This window comes from Serratia nematodiphila DZ0503SBS1 (assembly GCF_000738675.1).
Classification (GTDB): Bacteria; Pseudomonadota; Gammaproteobacteria; order Enterobacterales; family Enterobacteriaceae; genus Serratia; species Serratia nematodiphila.
In genome coordinates, this window is the sequence record NZ_JPUX01000001.1 from 2485964 (window position 1) to 2502168 (window position 16205).

A 16205-nucleotide genomic window follows, 5' to 3' on the forward strand; every position below is an offset into this window, starting at 1 on the left:
ATGGCTCGAAATTCAAGGGATGCCGCGAATTCTAACGGCGCTGGCGCCCCGGCGCAAACTGGACGACAATAAAGCTGAAAAACGCTGATCGGACTTGTTCGGCTTACATCTGTACGCTAAAGTGCGATGCAAAATCCCGTAGGTAAATAGTGGAAGAGGTATTGAATGAAACGTGCAGTGATTACTGGCCTGGGAGTTGTCTCCAGCATTGGTAATAACCAGCAGGAGGTCCTGGCAAGCCTGCAGGAAGGACGTTCTGGGATCACTTTCTCCCAGGAGCTGAAAGATTCCGGCATGCGTAGTCACGTATGGGGGCAAGTTAAGCTCGACACTACCGGCCTGATCGACCGCAAGGCGGTGCGTTTCATGAGCGATGCTTCCATTTATGCCTTCCTGGCGATGCAAGAAGCGATCGCTTCTTCCGGTTTGAAGGAAGAAGAGTATCAAAACAACCCACGCGTGGGCCTGATCGCCGGTTCCGGCGGCGGTTCTCCGCGCTTCCAGGTGTTCGGCGCCGATGCGATGCGCAGCCCGCGCGGCTTGAAAGCGGTTGGCCCGTATGTGGTCACCAAAGCCATGGCTTCTGGCGTTTCCGCCTGCCTGGCGACGCCATTCAAAATCCACGGCGTGAACTACTCCATCAGCTCCGCTTGCGCGACCTCCGCGCACTGCATCGGCAACGCGGTTGAGCAAATCCAGCTGGGCAAACAGGACATCGTGTTCGCCGGCGGCGGCGAAGAGCTGTGCTGGGAAATGGCCTGCGAGTTCGATGCGATGGGCGCGCTGTCCACCAAGTACAACGACACGCCGGAAAAAGCCTCCCGCACCTACGACGCTGATCGTGACGGTTTCGTCATCGCCGGCGGCGGCGGCATGGTGGTGGTTGAAGAACTGGAGCACGCGCTGGCGCGCGGCGCACATATCTACGCAGAAATCGTCGGCTACGGCGCAACGTCTGACGGCGCCGACATGGTTGCACCTTCGGGCGAAGGCGCAGTGCGCTGCATGAAGATGGCGATGCAGGATCTGGACGCGCCGATCGACTACATCAACGTGCACGGCACCTCCACACCGGTGGGCGACGTGAAAGAGCTGGGCGCCATTCGCGAAGTGTTCGGCGACAATACCCCGGCCATCTCCTCCACCAAGGCGATGACCGGTCACTCGCTGGGCGCCGCGGGCGTGCAGGAAGCGATCTACAGCCTGCTGATGCTGGAGCACGGCTTTATCGCGCCGAGCATCAACATCGAAACCCTGGATGAACAGGCGGTCGGCATGAACATCGTGACTCAGCCGACCCAGCGCGAGCTGACCACCGTGATGTCCAACAGCTTCGGCTTCGGCGGCACCAACGCCACGCTGGTGATGCGCAAACTGGCGAAATAATTCCGCCGGCGCGTCATTCCGCTAACAAGCCCGCGTTTTCGCGGGCTTTTTACTGCCCGAAGCCCACTGGCCGGGCGCTCGGAGTTTTCCCAAATCACATCCCCTGACACATCATTACCTCGCCATTACACGCGTTGGGCATACAATAGCCAGGTAGCGTGATTATCGCTCGGCGTAGCTTTCTAAAGTGATCGAACATTGAGGCAAGAAGTATGAAAAAGTTAATTGCGGTTGGGTTACTGTCGGCCGTGTTGGCCGGATGCGCCACCGATTCTCCCTGCGTGCCGGTCTATGATGACCAGGGGCGTCTGGTGCACACCAACACCTGCATGAAGGGTACCACTCAGGATAACTGGGAAACCGCGGGCGCGATCGCCGGCGGCGCGGCGGCGGTTGCCGGTCTGACCCTTGGCATCATCGCGCTGACCAAGTGATCGGCGCGGAACAGGACCAAGCCCGGCCATTGCGTGCCGGGCTTTTTTTATCTCACTGCACCAAAAACGCTTTGAACTGCGGCGTCATCACGGCGCTGAAGCCGTCGTCGGTTTTACTGATCAGGTAGACCGCCAGCCCTTTCTCTTCCGCGAGCTGCAACGCTTTCTCCGGGCCCAGCACCATCAAACCGGTATCCCAGCCGTCGGCCTCGAGCGCGGTCGGGGCGATCACCGTGGCGGAAACCAGCCGGTGGTTGATCGGCCTGCCGGTGGTCGGATCGATGACATGGGAGTAGCGCTGGCCGTTTTGTTCAAAGTAGTTGCGGTAGCTGCCGGCGGTGCTGATGCCGTAACCGTGCAGATCCACCAGCGCCTGCACTGCATTTTCACGGTCAGTCGGCTTTTGGATCGCCACCCGCCAGGGCTTGCCCTGGCCGTTGACGCCGCGCGAAGAGACCGCGCCGCCTACCGATACCAGGTAGTTGGTAATGCCATTACGGTTCATCAGGCGCACCAGCTCATCGGCGCCATAGCCTTCGCCCAGCGTCGAGAGATCGACATACATGCCCGGCAGATCTTTTTGCAGCCACTCCCCGCGATTGTCGCTGATCAGCTTCAGGTGTTGCAGGCCGATGCGCTGCTTTGCCGCGTCGATCTGCGCCTGTTCCGGCACCTTGACCGGATGCTTGTCTGGGCCGAACCCCCACAGGTTCACCAGCGGGCCGACGGTGATGTCCATGGCGCCGCCGGTATCGCGGCCGATGAGTTGGGCCATCAGCACGATGTCCGCCATGCCGCGCGGGATAGGCTGCGGTTCGAGGCTGACATTGCGGTTAAACCTCGACAGCACCGAATCGGCGCGGTAGGTCGAAATGTCGTCGTTGGCCCGTTCGAGCACCGTGTCGATCTGCCGCTGCAATTCTTGTTTGCCGATCGCGACGTCACCGCTGACTTTTACGCTGTAGAAAGTGCCCATGGTCTTGCCGTCAATATCGATTTGCGGGCGGGAGGAGGCGTCGTCGCAGGCGGCGAGCAGGGCGCATAAGGTGCTGAGCAACGCCCCTTTGGCGAGCAGGGAAGCCATAACATGTCCTTTGAAACCGTGAAAGCCGCTACAAATAAAGTAAAGTGCGGCAAATGAAAAGCGGATAAAGGTAAAATAGCATTTTGCTGGCGCTGAAGCCGCGTCTGAGCTAACGTCTGCCCATTCTTTTCGGTGAGGTTCACACTGCCGCTATGAGTTCAACCGCCATTTCTCGGCTTATTCACCCCTTTGTCAAAGATCGCTTCTTGCATGCATTGCTGCTGGCCGGCGTGGCGATGTTCGCTTTTCATCCGCAACCGCTGTCGGCGCTGGGTGGTTTCATCGACGGCCGTACCCTCATCACCCTGTTGGGGCTGATGCTGCTGACCAAAGGGGTGGAGGTCAGCGGCTACTTCGATTTTGTCGGCCGCAAGATTATCAACCGCTTGCACAGCGAACGGCGGCTGGCGCTGTTCCTGGTGTTCTCCGCCGCGCTGTTGTCGTCATTTCTGACTAACGACGTAGCGCTGTTTATCGTCATACCGCTCACCATCACGCTGAAAAAGCTGTCGGCGCTGCCGGTTGGCCGCCTGATCATCTTCCAGGCGCTGGCGGTGAACGCCGGTTCGCTGCTGACGCCGATCGGCAACCCGCAAAATATCCTGCTGTGGAGCCGCTCCGGCCTCTCTTTCCTCGGTTTCATCGGCCAGATGGCGCCGTTTGGCGCCGCAATGATGTTGAGCCTGCTGGCGCTGACCTGGTTCAGCTTCCCGGCGCGCGACATCGTGAAAACGCCGAATACCGAGGGCTATCCCTACCAGCGGCCGCTGTTGCTGAGCTGTGTAGGGCTGTATGCGGTTTTCCTGCTGTGTCTCGATTTCGATCTGCCGTTGTATGGGCTGCTGGCGGTGTTCGCCGGTTTCTTGCTGCTGGCGCGCCGAGTACTGTTGCAGATCGACTGGAGCCTGATTTTCGTGTTCGCCGCCATGTTCATCGATGTCGGCCTGTTTACCCGCCTGCCGCCGCTTCAGCCGGCGTTCGCCGCCATCGCCGGGCTGAGCGAGGGGAGCGTGTATGCGTTGGGCGTCGGGCTGTCGCAGATCGTCAGCAACGTGCCGGCCACCATACTGTTGCTCAACTATGTGCCCTCCAGCGCTCAGCTGGCCTATGCGGTCAACGCCGGCGGCTTCGGGTTGGCGATCGGATCGCTCGCCAACCTGATTGCGTTGCGCATGGCGGGGGAGCGCAAGATCTGGTTGCGCTTCCACTATTATTCGCTGCCGCTGTTGGCATGGGCCGCGTTGCTCGGCTGGGTGATGAGCTAAGCCGGTTGGCCGCTTTGCCGCGCGGCCAGCAGGCAAATGCTGCGGGTCACCTGATAGGATTTCACGAAGGCGCTGACGGGTAAAAACTCGAAGCGCGAGTGGAAGTTATGCGCGCCGGTGAAGTAATTGGGCGTCAGGATACCGCGGCTGGAAAGCGCCGCACCGTCGGTGCCGCCGCGCATCGGGATCACCTTCGGCGGGATGCCGTGGGCGGCGAGGGCGCCGAAGATCAGATCGATAGCGCGCCGGTCCTCGCCGATGGCGTTGCTGATGTTGCTGTAGATGTCGCTGACGCTGCAGCTGACGTTGGCGCGCGGATAGTTGGCCGCCACCTGGCGCACCGTCTCCTCAAGGCGGGCCTTGCGCGCCTCGAACGCCGCGCGATCGAAGTCGCGAATCGACACCTTCAGCGTCGCCTGATTGGCGTTGGCGGCCAGATCGGTGAACCAGAAATAACCCTCGCGCCCCTCGGTGTGCTCTGGGGTATCCTGCACGTCGAATCGATTGATGATGTCGTTGGCGATGCGTATCGGGTTGACTAATACGTTTTTCGCCGACATCGGGTGGGCGGTCACCCCCTCGATGCGGATCTCCGCCGCCGCCGCGTTGAAATTCTCGTACACCACTTCACCCAGTTCGCAGCAGTCGATGGTGTAGGCGAAATCGACGGGGAAACGCTGCAGATCCAGCGCTTTGGCGCCGCGCAGGCCGATCTCTTCGTCCGGCACGAACGCCACCACGATATCGCCGTGGCGATCGGCTGCGGTCAGGTTGGCCAGCAGCGTCATCACCACGGTGACCGCCGCCTTATTGTCGGCGCCCAGCACGCTGGTGCCGTCGCTGAACAGGATCTCTTCGTTTCGGTAGGGCAGGATCTCCGGATGCTCGGCGGTACGCAGCCAGATGCCTTGCTCGGCGTTCAGGCATAAATCTTCGCCGGTGAAGCGCAGGCGCTGCGGGCGAATCTCGGGCGACAGGCCGACGTCCACGGTGTCGATATGCGTGATGAAGCCGATGCGCGGCGCGCCGGGTTGGGTGCCGGGCTTGCGGGCGGTCACGGTGGCGTGCTCGTCGATCTGCACGTCGGCCAGGCCGAGCCGGCGCAGCTCGTCGGCCAACAGTTGCGCCATCTCATGCTGCCCCGGCGTGCTGGGCAGGGTGGCTGCGGCGGCGTTGCTCTGGCTGGTCACCGCCAGATAGCGGAAGAAACGTTCGGTAAGCTGTTCGGCAATCGGGCTGGTCATCGGAGCTCCTCGCGGTTGGCAATCTACCGGTTTTAAAACGAAATCAGCCGTTTGTCCAACGGTGCAATGCGTAAACCGCCAGAATGCGAAGCATCGCGCAGAAACGAAAAATAGCGGTGCAACTAGGAAATAGTCGCAGGTTTCTGCGGCAAAATCGGTGTTAGCTGTGGGCCAGGAAGCGCCCACATAACACTTATCTGTCCCTCAAGGAGAATTCATGCACACCGGTCACGCTCTGCTTATCACCTTACTGTCCCTGGGCATCTCTCACAGCGCCTGGTCGTCTGCCGATACCGGGCACGCCAACAGCAACGCCAACAGCCGCGAAGTGGCCAGCGCGTTGGGCGGCCTGAAGAACAAAACCTACGAACTGGAGCAGGCGCCGAAGATCCGCGTCGCCAGCTTGAATATCGCCGCCGGCAAGGTCAGCAACATGACCGCCATCGCCAAGGCGATTCGCGCGATGAATGTCGACGTGGTGGCGCTGCAGGAGGTGGATAAACTCACCGCCCGCAGCGGGCGGGTCGATCAGGCGGCGGAACTGGCGAAACTGACCGGCATGCAGGCGGTGTTCGGCCGGGCGATCGATTTCGACGGCGGTGAATACGGCCTGGCGTTTCTCTCGAAGTATCCGCTGCACGACGCCGTGATCTATCCGCTGCCGTCCGGCCAGCGCGAACAACGCATCGCCTTCAGCGCCAAGGTTGACGTGCCGGAGTTCCCGACGCCGATCACCTTGTTCAACACCCACCTCGATACCAAGGAAGATCCGACGATGCGCCTGGATCAGGTGCGGGAGCTGAACGATCGCACCATCGAAGTGCGCGGCATCAAGCTGCTGTTCGGCGATATGAACGATGTGCCGGGCAGCGTCACCTGGCTGGAGCTGAGCCGCTATTGGAACGATATCATGCCCAACGGGCAGGACGGCCGCAGCTGGCCGGCGGAAAACGCCGAGATCAAGGTGGATTACATCTTCACCGGCAACGCGCAGCGCTGGCATCTTGACAGCCTGACGGTGCCGAACGCCAGCGGCGACTGGAACGGCGTGCATTGGCCGGCGGTGAGCGACCACCTGCCGCTGGTGGCGGAGATGCGCCTGACCGAACAATAAGCCGATCGGCGTCCCATTGGGGCCAGGCTAAGCCACGGTGATCCGCGCCAGCCGCTCGACGGCGCAGCGGATCTCGCCCGGCGTCAGGGCCGAAAAGCCCAGCAGCCACCCGTCGCGCTGCGCCTGAACCGTTTGGTATTGCGCTGTTAACCCGGGCGTAAGGATGCCGAGCCGCCGCGCCTGCCGGCTTAGCGCCGCCTCCTGGCCGGGCGGCAGCCAGACGCTGAGCTGCAGGCCGCCGGCGGCGGGAGCGGGGGTGGCGAAGTGGTCGAGTTTTTCGCGTACTGCCGCCAGCAACACATCGCGCCGGCTATGGTAGAGTTGGCGCATGTAGCGGATATGCGCGGCGAAGTGCCCCTGGCGGATGAATTCGGCGGTGACCGCCTGCATCAGCTGCGCGCTGTGGCCGTCATACACCGTGCGTGCGGTGACGAACGCTTCAACCAGCGTGGGCGGTACGATCAGGTATGCCAACCGCAGCGAAGGGAACAGCGATTTGGAGAAGGTGCCGAGGTACAGCACCCGGCCACGGCGATCCAGACCCTGCATCGCCGGTATCGGCAGGCCGTCGTAATGAAACTCGCTGTCGTAATCGTCCTCAATGATCCAGGCCTGCTGCTTTTCCGCCAGCGTCAGCAGTGCCAAGCGGTGCGCCAGGCTGAGCGCTGCGCCGGTTGGGTATTGGTGCGAGGGCGTCAAATAAATCAAACGCGGCTCGGGCAAGGAGGGCTCAGCGCGCAGGCCGTCGCCGTCTACCGCCACCGGCGTCAGGGCGGCGCCGGCGCTGATAAAGGCGTTTCTCGCCCCGGCGTAACCCGGTTCTTCCATCCAGACGCTGTCGCCGCTGTCCAGCAGCAACGTGGCGATCAGCTGCAGCGCCTGCTGTGAACTGGTCAGCACGATAACCTGGTTTGCATCGCAGATTACGCCGCGCGTTTGGTTGACGTGGGCGGCAATCGCTTCACGCAGCGGCAAATAGCCCTGCGGGTCGCCGTAGCGCAGCAGGCTTTCTCCCTGTAGCCGCAGGCGCTGTGCGGTCAGTTGCTTCCACAAGGCTAGCGGAAACGCGCGCAGATCCGGCGAGCCGGCGGCAAACGCCTGTGGCTGCTGCGGATCGCGGCAGCCGCCGGTTTGCACGATCTGTTGGCCGCGTTGCGAAAGGCGCGGCATGGCGGTGCGAGGCGGCGGCGGCGGCGATTTGGCGATGCGGATAGCCACAAATGTGCCCTGGCCGACGCGGCGCTGCAAATACCCCTCCGCCTCCAACTGGCCGTACGCTGCTTCGACGGTCACCCTTGAGAGTTTCAGATCCCCAGCCAGCACTCGGCTGGAGGGCAGGCGTTGCCCAATGTTCAATGCGCCGTGGTGGATGGCCTGCCGCAATGCCGCACAAAGACGTTCGCGCAGCGTGCCGACGGCCTGGGGCGATTGCTGAAACAGCGTGATCAGCGTGTGCCGCATAATGGGTCTTATCATCTGTGGATAATGGGTATCAATCATAAGACCAAAATGGGGCACTATTGTCATCTGTCTTGATGCACGGGAGTAAGTGATATGTCGAAAGAATCATTGGTGCTGGTTTTTCCGCCGGCGGCGCCGGAAGAAAGCCTGGCCTATCTGGCGGCTAAACTGAGCCGCTATGCGGATGCCTGGGATGTGGCGGAAGATCTGCGCAATGGCGTGGACGGGATGGTGGTGATCGACACCCGCGCGGAGGCGCTGTACGCCGCCGGGCATATCCCCGGTGCGCTCAGTTTGCCGCATCGCCTGATGGATGAAGCCGGCACGGCGCAGCTGGATCGCCGGAAAGTGTATGTGACCTACTGCGACGGCATTGGCTGCAACGGATCCACCAAAGGCGCTTACAAGCTGGCGAAACTGGGATTCAGGGTGAAGGAGCTGATCGGCGGGCTGGACTTCTGGCTGCGCGATGGCCATCCATTGGCCATCGGAGAACAGCCGGGATCGTTGCGCGATCGGGCGGCTGCTGAGGACTGCGGCTGCGCCTGAGGCGTTAAAACACCAGCGCCAGCACGGCCGCCAACGCCAACAGCAGCAGGATCAGCGCCACGGCCGGCTTGCTCAGTGCTTTTTGCAGCGGCAGAGGCAAGGCGGCGATCAGCGGGTTGAGCAGCGGCTGCGGTTCGACAGGGTGGCTGGCGATCGGCTGCGCCTGGCCGGCTTTATCCAGACGGCGGGCAAACAGCTGATGAATGGCGTCGCTCATTTGCGGATGCGTCAGCGGCGCATTGGCGCCGCAGTTGAAGCGCGCCTGGCAATAGTCGTTCATCTGCTGCAGTTCTCGCTCGTCCGCCGGCTGCTTGAGCGCCGCCAGCAGGTTGTTCAGCGTCGGCGCGTTCTGCGGGCTGAGCGCCACCTTCACCTGTAAAAACTGGTTCAGCAGCTGGAAGTGGCGCGCCGGCAGCGGATCGTTGGTTTTCACGCCCGCCAGATCGAACAGCGTTTGCCAGATTTTAGCCGGCGCTTCGCCGGTGGCGGCGCTGAGTTTGGTGATCTGCTGCTGCAGGCTTTGATGCTCTGCGGGCAGCAGCGGGCGATCGCTGGTGGCGGTTTGCTGTGGCTGGGGAATGGTCAGGCCGCCGGTTTGCAACAGATTAAGTACCTGTTGCAATTGCGGTGGGCTCAGTTGGCTCAACACCGTATGGCCGAACTGCTGACGAATAAAGTCGCTGACCGCCTGGCGGTTATTGCCCTGCGGCAGCAATTCGGCCAACTGTTGCAGCAGTTGACGCCCGGCATGGTTTTGCTGCGCCTGCGTCAGGCGCGTTTGCAGCAGCTGTTCCGCCGGTTGAAAATGGCGCGCCAGCAGTTCGCCGCCTTTGTCGGCGCCGAGATCGTGACGCAGAGACGCCCAGATCTCCGCCGATTTGACCGGGCTGAGCGTCATGATTTTCACGATCAGTTTTTCCAGCGTCGTGCGCTGCGCCGGAGAGAGGGGTTGATCGTCAGTGGCCGCCGTTTTGCCCGGGGAGGGGGGGCGTTCGCCGGCGATTGGGGTGCCCGGCCCACTCAAAGGTTGCATATCACCAGTCCTTCGCTGTGTATCCCCGCAGAATGCCTGGAGGAGAGAATCGTCATCGTACCCGGCGAAAAGCGCAGGCTTACCCACTATGATACCTGTAAATCGCCGCCATCAATACCGCCGCTCAGACATTTCTTTACCGACAAAACGTTGCTAATCGCGCCCGCGCCGCTAAGATAACCCCAGATCTGAATATGAGGATGGCATGGTTAAACGGCAGCGGATTGCAAAATGGTTTTTATGCCTGGCTTGCCTGGTGGTGCTGACGTGCATGACCCAGCGCATGGCGGGCCTGCATGCGCTGCAGCAAACGCTGGGGATCCCGGCCGCCACCGCCGTTCAATCCGGCGATGAAGCCGCCGAAGCGCCGCCGACGCCCTGTGAGCTGAGCGCCAAGTCATTGCTGGCCGCGCCGCCGGTGATGTTCGAAGCCATGCTGTTCGGGCTGGGTCTGCTGCTGGCGCTGTTGGCGCCGACCATTGCCGCGCGTCTGCGCATTCCTCCTCCTCGCGCCATTTCTCCGCCCACCCTCAGGGTGCACCTTCGATTATGCGTCTTCCGTGAATGAATTAATCGCCCGTTTTTCGTGGTGAATTAATCATTTATGGAGAATTAACATGTTGAAAATCATCAGGCTGGCCTGCGCTTGCCTGTTTATGCTGTTGCTGCCTGCCTTGCAGGCGGCGGACAGCGGCTGGCTGCAAAATCCGGCCAACGATCATGCCAAGGTGCGGCTGCGCGCCGACACGTCACAGCCGGGGGAGACCCGCCTGCTGCTGTCGGTCGAGCTGCAAAAAGGCTGGAAAACCTATTGGCGCTCTCCGGGCGAAGGCGGCATCGCGCCGGCTATCGTCTGGCAAGGCAACCCACCGCCGGCGACCTGGCACTGGCCGACGCCGCAGCGTTTCGAGGTGGCCGGCATTTCCACCCAGGGCTATCACGATCGGGTCACGTTGCCGATCGTGATGTCAGGTCAGGTATCCGGCCCGCTGGCGGGTACGCTGACGCTGTCTACCTGCAGCAACGTTTGCATTCTGACCGACTACCCGTTCAGTCTGGATCTGACGACGCCGAACGATCCGCAGTTTAATCACGATTTCGCGCAGGCGATGGGGCAGGTGCCGATCGCCGCCGGGTTGGCGGAAAGCGTCAAGGCCGGGTATCGCAGCGGCGAGCTGCAGATTTCCGCCGAACGCGCCGCCGGCTGGCAACAGCCTGCGCTGTTCTTCGATACGCTGGCGGATGCCGATCTCGGCAAGCCGCAGGTTGAAACCGACGGCGATCAGCTGTTGGCGCGAGTCCCGGTCAGCGATGGCTGGGGCGATGCGGCGCCGGATCTGCGCGGTAAAACGCTGACGCTGGTGATCGACGACGGCGGCATGGCGCAGCAGATTACACTGCCGATTGGCGATCCGTTGGCCGCGCCCGCCGGTGCGGCGTTCCCGTTGTGGCAGGCGGTATTGATGGCGCTGGCGGGTGGGGTGATCCTCAACCTGATGCCGTGCGTGCTGCCGGTGCTGGGCATCAAGCTCGGCTCCATCCTGCAGGTGGAGCGGCGCGATCGGCGCAGCGTGCGTCTGCAGTTCCTGGCGTCGTCGCTGGGCATCGTCGCCTCGTTTATGGCGCTGGCCCTGCTGATGACGCTGCTGCGGCTCGGCAACCACGCGCTCGGCTGGGGCATTCAGTTCCAGAACCCGTGGTTTATCGGCTTTATGGTGCTGGTGACGCTGCTGTTCAGCGCCAACCTGTTCGGCCTGTTCCATTTGCGTCTCTCGTCCGATCTGAATACCTCGCTGGCGACCCATAACGGGCGTGGTCTGAGCGGCCATTTCTGGCAGGGCGCGTTCGCCACGCTGCTGGCGACGCCGTGCTCGGCGCCGTTTCTCGGCACGGCGGTGGCCTTCGCGCTGGCGGCGTCGCTGCCGGTGCTGTGGGGCATGTTCATCGCGCTTGGCATCGGCATGAGCCTGCCGTGGCTGCTGATCGCCGCCTGGCCATCGCTGGCGCTGCGTTTGCCGCGCCCCGGCCGTTGGATGAATACCGTCAAGCTGGCGATGGGGCTGCTGATGCTGGCGTCGTCGCTGTGGCTGCTGAGCCTGCTGAGCAACCATATCGGCGTGCAGGCCACGCTGTGGCTGGGGGCGTTGGCGCTGCTGACGTTGCTGCTGGCGGTGTGGCGCCAACAGGGGGCACGCTTGGCGGCCAAGCTGGCGGCAGGCACTGTGGTGCTGGCGGGCGTGGTTCTGCTGGCCGGATCGCTGACCGCCGGCCTGTGGCGCCAACCGTTGCAGGATCGGGTGCAGTGGCAACCGCTGAGCGAGCAAGCGATCGCCGAGGCGCTGGCGCAGCATAAGCGGGTGTTCGTCGACGTGACAGCCGACTGGTGCGTGACCTGTAAAGCCAACAAGTTCAATGTGCTGCTGCGTGATGACGTACAGCGCGCGCTGAGCGCCGACGATGTGGTCGCGCTGCGCGGCGACTGGAGCCGTCCGTCGGCCGACATCAGCGCCTTCCTGCAAAGGCGCGGCAGCGTCGCCGTGCCTTTCAACCAAGTCTATGGCCCCGGCAGCCCGGACGGCGAGGTGTTATCCCCGCTGTTGACCCGTGACGCCGTTCTGCAAACGCTTTCCCATGCCAAAGGAACCGAACAATGAAAAAACTACTGATTTTACTGATGATCATCGCCGCCCCAGCGTGGGCCGCCGAGCCTTTCACCCCGGCGCAAGAGGCGCGTATCAAAGAGATGATCCGCGAAACGCTGGTGTCCAACCCGGACATTCTGGCGCAGGCGGTGGACGCCTGGCAGCAGCAAACCGCCGGCGAGCAAATCAGCCAGGCTATCAAGCAGAACGCCAAAACGCTGTACCAGGATCCGGCCAGCCCGCGCCTGGGCGCCGCCAACGCCAAACTGACGCTGGTGACCTTTACCGACTATAACTGCCCGTACTGCAAGCGTTTTGATCCGATGCTGGAGAAGATCGTCAAGCAATACCCGGACGTGGCGCTGGTGGTGAAGCTGCTGCCGTTCAAGGGAGAAAGCTCGGTCAGTTCGGCGCGCGTGGCGCTCACCACCTGGCAACAGCACCCGGATCAATTCTGGGCCCTGCACCAGCGGCTGATGGCGAAAAAGGGCTTCCATGACAATGCCAGCATCGCCGCCGCGCAGGAGAAAACCGGCGTCAAGGCGGTGGCGCCCAGCGAACAGAGCATGACCACACTGCGCACCAATATGGCGTTGGCGGAGCAACTGGGCGTACAAGGGACGCCGGCGACGCTGATCGGCGATCGAATGCTGCCGGGGGCGGTGTCGTATGAAGAGCTGGAAGCGATGGTGAAGCAGCAGCTGGCGAAGGCCAACAATGGCTAAGCTCAAGCGCTGGGGGCGCGAGTTGTTGTTGCTGGCGCTGATCGCATTGGCGGTGGTCACGGTGATGGATTGGCTGAACGCGCCGCAGGCGCCGCCGGCCTTCGATGCCCAGACGCTGACCTCGCTGGACGGCGAGCGCGTGTCGTTGGCGCAGCTCAGCGATGAGCGGCCGCTGCTGGTTTACTTTTGGGCCAGCTGGTGCGGCGTTTGCCGTTTCACCACGCCGGACGTCGCCCGCTTGCAGGCGGCGGGCGGCAACGTGCTGACCGTCGCACTGCGCTCGGGCGATGATGCCCAGGTGAAGCAGTGGCTGGCGCGCAAACGGCTGGCGCTGCCGGTGGTCAACGATCCGGCCGGCGCGCTGTCGGCGCAGTGGCGGATTGGCGTGACGCCGACCTTCGTGGTGATCTCGCAGGGCAAGGTGGTGCAGAGCACCACCGGCTGGACCAGCTACTGGGGGATGAAGCTGCGGCTGTGGTGGGCCGCCGTCTAACCGGCGCTTTTCTCCGCTATCACTTCCTCAATCGCCCGGCACAGCCGGGCGATACCTTCTTCAATCTGCGGCGGCGAGTTGGCGGCAAAATTCAGCCGCAGGCCGTGTGCGCCCAGCGGTTCCTGCGCATAGAAGCATTCGCCGCGCGCGAAGGTAACCCCGTGTCGCCAGGCCACCGGCATCAGCTCGGCGGTGGTCACCGCCTCCGGCAGCGTCAGCCAGATAAACAAGCCGCCTTGCGGCGTTTCGAAACGGCACCCCGGCGGCAGCCGATGTTGCAACGCGTCGATCATTACTTCCAGATGCAGGCGGTAGACACGCCCGGCGCGCCGCAGCTGCTTGTCGTAACGGCCGACGGTGACGAACGCGTCCAGCGCCCGCTGGATCAGGCTGGAACTGGTGAAGCTGTCGACGTGCTTGCGCTTGGCGAAACGTTGATAGTGTTCGCTGTCCGCCACCAGATAGCCGATGCGCATGCTGGGCAGCAGCATTTTGGAGAAGGTGCTGACGTAGATCACCGCGCCCGGCTGCGCCAGCGCGCGCAGCGACGGCAGTTGTTTGCCTTGATAACGCAGATCGCCGACGAAGTCGTCTTCCAGGATCACCACGCCGGCCTGTTGGGCGATCGCCAGCAGACGTCGCCGGCGCGTCTCGCTCAGGCAACGGCCGGTCGGGTTGTGGAAGTTGGGGATGGTGTAGATCAGTTTGGGGCGGTGGCGTTCCAACAACTCCGGCAGCAAATCCACCCGCATGCCGTGGCGGTCGCCGGGCACGGTGACGATATTGATGCGGTGCTGGCGCAGCAGACCCAGCGCTTCGGCGTAGGTCGGCTCTTCGACGATCACCGTATCACCCGGCGCCAGCAGGCTTTGCACCACCAGACTGATGGCATGCTGCGAACCGTTGGTGATCAGCACCTGTTCCGCCTGCGTGGGGATGCCCTGGGCGCTGAGGATGCGGCTCAGCGTATCGCGCAGCGGATAGTAGCCGCAGTATTCGCCGTAGCTGAAGGCCTCTTCCGCGTGGCGGCTGAGCACCGACAGCAGCACTTTGCGAAACGCCTCCAGCGGAAATATCTTGGGGCTGCCGACGCCGGCGGCGAAGTTGATCAGCCCCTCCGGCAGCGGGGCGTCGGCATAGCCGTCCAGCCGCGAGGTGAGGGTGGTGAAGCTCTCCATCGGGAAAGGGGCGTTGCTGGTCGGCCGGGCCGGGCGCGTTTGCGCCTGCGGGTGCGCGACATAGGCGCCGCTGCCGCGCCGCTGGTGCAAAAAGCCCTTGGCCGCCAGTTCGGCATAGGCGTTATCCACCGTCAAACGGCTGACCGCCAATTCGGCAGCCAGCGTGCGCGTCGAGGGCAGCTTGTCGCCATCCACGAACACGCCGGTGAGGATGGCGCGCCGCAGCGCTTCTTCGATCTGCAAATACAGCGGAACGTCCTGTTCGCGATCTAACGGGATGTGCATGCGAAATTGGCCCGGTTAGGGAGATGGTTTTTTACTATACCCCATGTCAACAGGGCTTCAAGCGCAGAAAAGTGGCCTGCATGACAACGCCGAAAAGTGGCTATAGTGGGAATAAATGGCCGCGTTACACTGTGCGCCTGAGCATTTATGTCGCCATTTTCCCGAGGATCTCATGTCATTACCGTCAGGCGTTTCCGCCCGGCCGGCGTTGCCCGGCGCGCGCCTCTTTCAGGGCAGCAGCCAGGGTTACGTCATCGCCATTATCAGCGCCATGCTGCTGGCCTTTACCGCCATCATCATCCGCGCGCTGAGCGAGTACTATCACCTGCCGACCTTCGTGCTGGCGTTCTGGCGCGCGGCGCTGGTGGCGCTGGTGCTGTTGCCGCTGCTGTTGCTGGTGAAACCGCAGTGGGCGCGTCTGCGCCGTGAGCAGGTGGTGTTCTACGCGCTTTACGGGCTGCTGCTGGCGCTGTTCAACAGCCTGTGGACGCTGTCGGTAGCGCTGAACGGCGCGTCGGTGGCGACCATACTGACCTACTGTTCGGTGGGCTTTACCGTGTTCCTCGGCTGGGTGATGTACAGCGAGCGCCTGACGCTGCGCCAACTGCTGGTGATCGCCATCAGCCTGGGCGGTTGCTTCCTGGTCAGCAACGGTGACAGCATGGGGAACAGCCACTTCGATCTGCTGGGGCTGCTGGTAGGGATGCTGTCGGGCATCGGCTATACCCTGTATACCCTCGGCGGGCGGGTGGCCAGCGAACGCGGCTATCCGGTGTGGAACACCATCCTGTACGTGTTCGGTTTTTCGGCGTTGTATCAGCTGGCGTTCAACGCGGCGCTGACGGCGTTCCCGTTGGCGGCGTTCCACGGCATGGCCGGCGATTTGTGGTTCCTGTCGCACGGCGCGCAAGGCATCCAGTGGAGCGGCTGGCTGTTGCTGCTGGCATTGGCCGCCGGGCCGACGCTGTTGGGCTTCGGGCTGTATAACATCAGCCTGAAAACGCTGCCGCTGGCGGTGGCCAACCTGATCCTGTCGCTGGAACTGGTGTTCACCGCGGTGATCGCCTATTTCCTGCTGGGGGAAAGCATGAATCAGCTGCAGCTGCTGGGCAGCGCATTGGTGATGGGCGGGGTGCTGCTGTTGAAAAGCAAGACCGCCGAGGCGTGATCGGTTACCCTTGTGCCTCGCAAGGGAGGCACTAATGATGAATAACCCGAGATTGAAACGAGCGCTTATCGCTTGAATGGCCGTGTTGAGTGAACGACAACACGGCCACAGACATTCCGTTCCGTGGCTTTTATTCCGGTAACA

Annotated in this window: 15 protein-coding genes; 10 read left to right on the forward strand and 5 right to left on the reverse strand. The window is 62.6% G+C overall.

Annotated elements, in window-relative coordinates:
* The first annotated feature begins 165 nt into the window (after nucleotides 1-165).
* Nucleotides 166-1386 carry a beta-ketoacyl-ACP synthase I gene (gene fabB, locus JL05_RS11490; protein ID WP_004936203.1) on the forward strand — a complete coding sequence of 407 codons (1221 nt, stop codon included), beginning with the start codon at nucleotides 166-168 and terminating at the stop codon, nucleotides 1384-1386.
* Nucleotides 1387-1598: 212 nt separating this feature from the next.
* The gene (locus JL05_RS11495; RefSeq protein ID WP_004936201.1) at nucleotides 1599-1820 is read left to right on the forward strand and encodes a putative periplasmic lipoprotein; all 222 of its coding nucleotides are present in this window, start codon (nucleotides 1599-1601) and stop codon (nucleotides 1818-1820) included.
* 52 nt (nucleotides 1821-1872) lie between these two features.
* On the opposite strand, the gene apbE is transcribed toward JL05_RS11495, so the two are convergent.
* Nucleotides 1873-2904: an FAD:protein FMN transferase ApbE gene (gene apbE, locus JL05_RS11500; RefSeq protein ID WP_033632478.1), complete on the reverse strand. Its 1032-nt coding sequence runs from the start codon at nucleotides 2902-2904 to the stop codon at nucleotides 1873-1875.
* Nucleotides 2905-3056: 152 nt separating this feature from the next.
* Here apbE and JL05_RS11505 point away from each other — a divergent pair, with 152 nt between their 5' ends.
* Complete coding sequence (locus tag JL05_RS11505) at nucleotides 3057-4169, forward strand: SLC13 family permease (RefSeq protein ID WP_033632479.1); 1113 nt, start codon at nucleotides 3057-3059, stop codon at nucleotides 4167-4169.
* Here the strand turns inward: JL05_RS11505 and pepT are convergent.
* On the reverse strand, nucleotides 4166-5413 hold the full coding sequence (pepT, locus tag JL05_RS11510) for a peptidase T (protein WP_033632480.1): 1248 nt from the start codon (nucleotides 5411-5413) through the stop codon (nucleotides 4166-4168). The genes JL05_RS11505 and pepT overlap by 4 nt on opposite strands.
* Before the next feature lie 217 nt (nucleotides 5414-5630).
* Between pepT and JL05_RS11515 the strand changes: the two genes are divergently transcribed.
* Entirely contained in the window at nucleotides 5631-6527 is an 897-nt protein-coding gene (locus tag JL05_RS11515; protein ID WP_033632481.1) for an endonuclease/exonuclease/phosphatase family protein, read from the forward strand.
* 27 nt (nucleotides 6528-6554) lie between these two features.
* Here JL05_RS11515 and pdxR (JL05_RS11520) read toward each other — a convergent pair whose 3' ends face one another.
* Nucleotides 6555-7988: a MocR-like pyridoxine biosynthesis transcription factor PdxR gene (gene pdxR / locus JL05_RS11520; protein WP_174435780.1), complete on the reverse strand. Its 1434-nt coding sequence runs from the start codon at nucleotides 7986-7988 to the stop codon at nucleotides 6555-6557.
* Nucleotides 7989-8081: 93 nt separating this feature from the next.
* On the opposite strand from pdxR (JL05_RS11520), the gene JL05_RS11525 reads away from it, so the two are divergent.
* Nucleotides 8082-8537, forward strand: a complete 456-nt coding sequence (locus JL05_RS11525; protein WP_033632483.1) for a rhodanese-like domain-containing protein — start codon at nucleotides 8082-8084, stop codon at nucleotides 8535-8537.
* A 4-nt stretch (nucleotides 8538-8541) separates the two neighbouring features.
* Here JL05_RS11525 and flk read toward each other — a convergent pair whose 3' ends face one another.
* Nucleotides 8542-9570 (reverse strand): flagella biosynthesis regulator Flk, encoded by a 1029-nt coding sequence (gene flk, locus JL05_RS11530; RefSeq protein WP_033632484.1) that lies wholly within the window; start codon nucleotides 9568-9570, stop codon nucleotides 8542-8544.
* A gap of 205 nt (nucleotides 9571-9775) precedes the next feature.
* Between flk and JL05_RS11535 the strand changes: the two genes are divergently transcribed.
* The 4 genes from JL05_RS11535 to JL05_RS11550 are packed head-to-tail and all read left to right on the forward strand — an operon-like array spanning nucleotide 9776 to nucleotide 13430.
* Complete coding sequence (locus JL05_RS11535; protein WP_033632485.1) at nucleotides 9776-10138, forward strand: hypothetical protein; 363 nt, start codon at nucleotides 9776-9778, stop codon at nucleotides 10136-10138.
* A 49-nt stretch (nucleotides 10139-10187) separates the two neighbouring features.
* Nucleotides 10188-12224 (forward strand): protein-disulfide reductase DsbD family protein, encoded by a 2037-nt coding sequence (locus JL05_RS11540; protein WP_033632486.1) that lies wholly within the window; start codon nucleotides 10188-10190, stop codon nucleotides 12222-12224.
* Complete coding sequence (locus JL05_RS11545; RefSeq protein ID WP_015378605.1) at nucleotides 12221-12937, forward strand: DsbA family protein; 717 nt, start codon at nucleotides 12221-12223, stop codon at nucleotides 12935-12937. The genes JL05_RS11540 and JL05_RS11545 overlap by 4 nt, the downstream gene beginning before the upstream one ends.
* A complete protein-coding gene (locus JL05_RS11550; RefSeq protein ID WP_033632487.1) occupies nucleotides 12930-13430 on the forward strand; it encodes a protein disulfide oxidoreductase in 501 nt (166 codons plus the stop codon). The genes JL05_RS11545 and JL05_RS11550 overlap by 8 nt, the downstream gene beginning before the upstream one ends.
* Here JL05_RS11550 and pdxR (JL05_RS11555) read toward each other — a convergent pair.
* Nucleotides 13427-14893 (reverse strand): MocR-like pyridoxine biosynthesis transcription factor PdxR, encoded by a 1467-nt coding sequence (gene pdxR / locus JL05_RS11555; protein WP_033632488.1) that lies wholly within the window; start codon nucleotides 14891-14893, stop codon nucleotides 13427-13429. The genes JL05_RS11550 and pdxR (JL05_RS11555) overlap by 4 nt on opposite strands.
* A 172-nt stretch (nucleotides 14894-15065) precedes the next feature.
* Here pdxR (JL05_RS11555) and JL05_RS11560 point away from each other — a divergent pair, with 172 nt between their 5' ends.
* Nucleotides 15066-16061 (forward strand): DMT family transporter, encoded by a 996-nt coding sequence (locus tag JL05_RS11560; RefSeq protein WP_033632489.1) that lies wholly within the window; start codon nucleotides 15066-15068, stop codon nucleotides 16059-16061.
* Nucleotides 16062-16205: the final 144 nt, after the last annotated feature.